We start from the raw sequence: 4,342 nt of genomic DNA, 5'->3' as shown, positions 1-4,342 counted from the left end.
CCGTACAGTGTGCGGCATTCACCCGATCCCTCATGAACGGGAGCCGGAGCTCCCGAATGTGCCATATTGGCGGCCCCAGCCATGGGCAAAGCATGAGGAGCAGGCGTGGAGTTCCAGGTACTCGGGCACCTGCGGGTGCTGCGCGACGGCGAGGTCGTCCCGCTCACCGGGGCGTACAAGACGAGGCTCGTCCTGGCCCTGCTGCTGTCCAGGCCGGGCAGGCACGTCTCGCTCGACTGGCTGACGGCCGCCGTCTGGGGCGACGACCCGCCGATGTCGGCCAGGCGCAACCTCTATCTGTACGTGCACAAACTCAGGCGTCAGCTCGGCCTCGACCTGGTCGGCAAGAGCGCGGGCGGCTACACGATCGAGGTCGAGGACGGGCTCGACGCCGTGCGGTTCGCCGGGTTCGTCGCCCAGGGGCATGCCGAGCTCGGCCGTGGGGACGCGCGGGCGGCGGGCACGGCGCTGAAACAGGCGCTCGACCTGTGGCGCGGCCCCGCCTACGAGGAGTTCACCGACTGCGAGCCGCTGGCCGACGAGTCGCGCAGGCTGGAGCGCCTGCGGCTGAGCGCGTTCGAGCTGTGGGCCGAGAGCGAGCTGGCCGTCGGCAGGGTCGCCGAGCTGCCCGGCGCGCTCGCCGAGATCGTCAGGGCCCATCCGTTCCGGGAGCCGCTGGTCGGCCATCACATGCTCGCGCTGTACCGGGGCGGGCGGCAGGCCGAGGCGCTGGAGGTCTACCGGCAGACCAGGGCCGCATTCGACGAGCAGCTCGGCATCGCGCCCGGCCCGGACCTGCGCCGCCTGCACGAGGCCATGCTGCGCGCCGACCCCTCCCTGCTGGCGCCCGCCTCCTCGCCGGGAGCGCCCGCCTTGCCGCCCTCGGGGGAGGTCTGCCCCTACCAGGGCCTGGCCGCCTTCCAGGCCGACACCGCCGCCTGGTTCTTCGGCCGTGCCGTCCTGCTCGAACGGCTCACCGAGCGTGCGGCCAAACGGCCGATCACGGCGGTCGTCGGCGCTTCGGGCAGCGGCAAGTCCTCGCTGCTGCGCGCCGGGCTGCTCGGCACGTCCGCGCCGCAGGAGGAGTGGCGCACGCTGCTGCTCACGCCCGGCGCCGATCCGCTGGTCTCGCTGCGCGAGGGCGTCCTCGCCCTGCGCACCCTGCTGGCCGATCTGCCCGCCGACGGGCGGGTCGTCGTCGTGGTCGACCAGCTGGAGGAGATCTTCACGCTGTGCGGGGACGAGGCGGTGCGCGCGGCGTTCGCCGAGGAGTTGCTGGCCGCCTCCGAGATACCGGACGTGGCCTTCGTCCTCGGGATCCGGGCCGACTTCCTCGGACATGTCAGCCGTCATGCCGCCCTGGTGGAGGCGCTGGCCGACGAGGGCACCCTGCTGGTCGGGCCGCCCTCGCCCGACGACCTGCGCGCGATGGTCACCGGGCCCGCCGCCAAAGCCGGGCTCGCCGTCGACGCCGAACTGATCGCCGTCCTGCTCGCCGACGCCGGAACCGAGCCCGGCGTGCTGCCGCTGCTGTCGCACGCCCTGCTGGAGACCTGGCGGCGCCGCCTGGGCTACGACCTGACGCTGGAGGGCTACCGTGCCATCGGCGGGCTGCGCGGCGCCATCGCCCAGACGGCCGAAGGCGCCTACCACGAGCTCTCGCCTCCCGAACGGCAGGCCGCCAGACGGATCTTCCTGCGGCTGACCACCCTGGGCGAAGGCAGCGAGGACACCCGGCGCCCGATGCGGCGCGCCGAACTCGACGGCATCGCCGACCCCGACGTCGTCGACCGCGTCCTCGACCGGCTCACCGCCGCCAGGCTGCTCGTCCTCGACGAGAGCACGGCCGAGGTGGCGCACGAGGCGCTCATCAGGTCGTGGCCACGCCTGCACGGCTGGCTCACCGACGACCGCGCCGAACTCGTCGTGCACCGCAGGCTCACCCAGGCGGCCCAGCACTGGCTCAGCCTGGAGCACGACCCCGGTGTGCTCTACCGGGGCGAGCCGCTGCGCGCCGCGCTGGAGTGGGGCCGCGACCACCCCGGCGAGCTGAACCACCTCGAAACCACCTTCCTCGAAGCCAGCAGGACGCGAGAGCGCTCCGAACACACCGACCAGCTGCGCCGCAACCGCCAGCTGCGCCGCCTGCTTGTCGCCGTGCTCGCCCTGCTCGTCGCCGCGGTCGCCGGGGGAGTCGTCGCGCTGCAGCAGCGCGGCGGCGCCGTACAGGCCAGGGAGGTGGAGCAGGCGCACCAGCTCGCGCTGCAGGCCAGGTCGCTGGCCGCCACCGACCCCGACCTCGCCGGACTGCTCGCCGTCGCCGCGCACCGCCGCCACGCCGACGCCGACACCAGGGGAGCCGTGCTCAGCACCGCCGCCGCCGCCAGGCGCAAGGACGTGCTCAACGTCGGCGGCCCCCAGGTGTTCGGCCTGGCCTTCAGCCCCGACGGCCGCCACCTCGTGGCCGGTGACACCAAAGGCCTGGTCACCCTGTGGGACCTGCGCACCCGCACCAGGACCGTCACGTACGGCGAGCACGTGGAGATGACGAAGGGCGAGGCGCTGCCGTACGTCTGGGACGCGGCGTTCGACGCGAGCGGCTCCTATCTCGCCACCCTAGCCAAACCGCTGCGCGGCACGCAGCCGCACGGCACGCTCGTCGTCAGGGACATGCGCACCGGCCGGGCGATCGTCAAGCGCGACGTCGGCATGGTGGCCGACACGATGGCGATGTCACCCGACGGCAGGCACGTGGCGATCGGCACCGACCAGGGGCACGCCCTTCTCGTCGGCATCCCCGACGGGTCGCTGCGCGTGCTGGCGCGCAAGGGCGGGCGGCTGAGCTCGCTGACCTTCAGCCCCGACGGCAGCCGCCTGATCGGCTCCGACCAGCTCGACGGCGTCGTCGGGTGGGACGTCGACAAGGGCGGGCCCGGCCGGGTGCTGATCGGCGGGCTGCACTCGGAGTCGGTGGCCTTCGACGCCACCGGCCGTACCCTCGTGGTCGCCATGGAACGGCACGGCGTCGAGTTCTGGACGATGTCCGGCGATCGGGCCACCAAGGCGGGCGGCCTGCCGTACCAGGAGCCGTGGGAGTGGTCGGTGTCGGCGCCCGTCGGCGGCAGGCTCGCGATCGCCGACGAGAACGGTCTCATCACCGTCTGGGACACCGAACGCCGCAAACCCATCGAGACCTACCAGGACCGGGGGCGGGCCGAGACGATCGTCGTGGCGCTCAGTCCCGACGGGCGCATGCTGGCCACCTCGGGGCTCAACGGCTCCATCGTGATCAGGCAGCGTGGGGGCACACCGTTCGCCGGGCACGCCGGCCCCGTCAACGACGTCGAACTCGCACCCGACGGCAGCAGCGTCGCCACCGCGAGCAGTGACGGCTCGGTCCGGCTGTGGACGCCAGGAGGTGAGCCGCTGCGTACCCTCGACGGGCACGGCGACCACGTCGAGGCCGTCGCCTACAGTCAGGACGGCCGCCTGCTGGCCGCCGTCACCCGCGACCACCGGGTGAGCGTGTGGGACGTGGCCACGGGCACCCGCAAGGGCGCCACCCACTACGAGGCCATCGGCACCTCCACCGACGTCGCCTTCCAGCCAGGCTCGTCCGGCACGGTGATCGCCGCCGCCGCGCTCGGCCGCTACCGCGTCGACGCGGCCGACCCCGCTCGCCCGAAGGCCGCGCCCTTCACCTATGCGCAGCTCACCGTGACGCTGGACTTCAGCCCGGACGGGCGTTATCTCGTCTCGGCGAGTCCCGGGGGCAGTGTCCTGGTCTGGGACATGCGTACGGACGCGGAGCACCTGCGCTTCGACACCGGGCAGGGCGGCGCGACGGACCTGGCCGTCAGCCCCGACGGCGCCGTCATCGCCACCGCCGGAGGCACCACGGTCAGGCTGTGGGAGGCGGCGACCGGCCGCCTGCGTACCACGCTCACCGGTCCCACCGCCCAGATCCGGACCGTCGCCTTCAGCCGCGACGGCGCCACGATCGCGGCCGGAGGCCATGACAACGCCGTCACCGTATGGCGTACGACCGGCTCGACCGCGCCGCTCGCCGTTCTCACCGGTCACCAGACGCGCATTCAGGCGCTGGCGTTCGGCCCCGGCGGCACCGTGATCTCGGGCGCCGAGGAGAACCGCGTCATCGCCTGGGACCTCGACCCCGCCGCCGCCGTCCACCGCATCTGCGCCGAGGTCGCCCGAGACCTCACCCCCCAGGAACGCCACCGCTTCCTGCCCGACGATGACGTGACTCCTGTGTGTCCCTGACCTGGGGGAACGGCAATATACATCGGATATAACGCCATGGCGCACGCTTGTAACCGTCAGC

At 73.1% G+C, this 4,342-nt stretch carries 1 protein-coding gene; it reads left to right on the top strand.

What is annotated here, in order from left to right; translation table 11 throughout:
- Positions 1-105: 105 nt before the first annotated feature.
- Positions 106-4,281 (top strand): nSTAND1 domain-containing NTPase, encoded by a 4,176-nt coding sequence (locus tag ACTWNK_RS29030; protein ID WP_474307720.1) that lies wholly within the window; start codon positions 106-108, stop codon positions 4,279-4,281.
- The last annotated feature ends 61 nt before the right edge of the window (positions 4,282-4,342 follow it).

The sequence above is a fragment of the Nonomuraea sp. IBHARD001 genome (assembly GCF_056106265.1).
The sequence above is the reverse complement of the archived record's forward strand: the minus strand, read 5'-3'. Positions and strand labels throughout refer to the sequence as shown.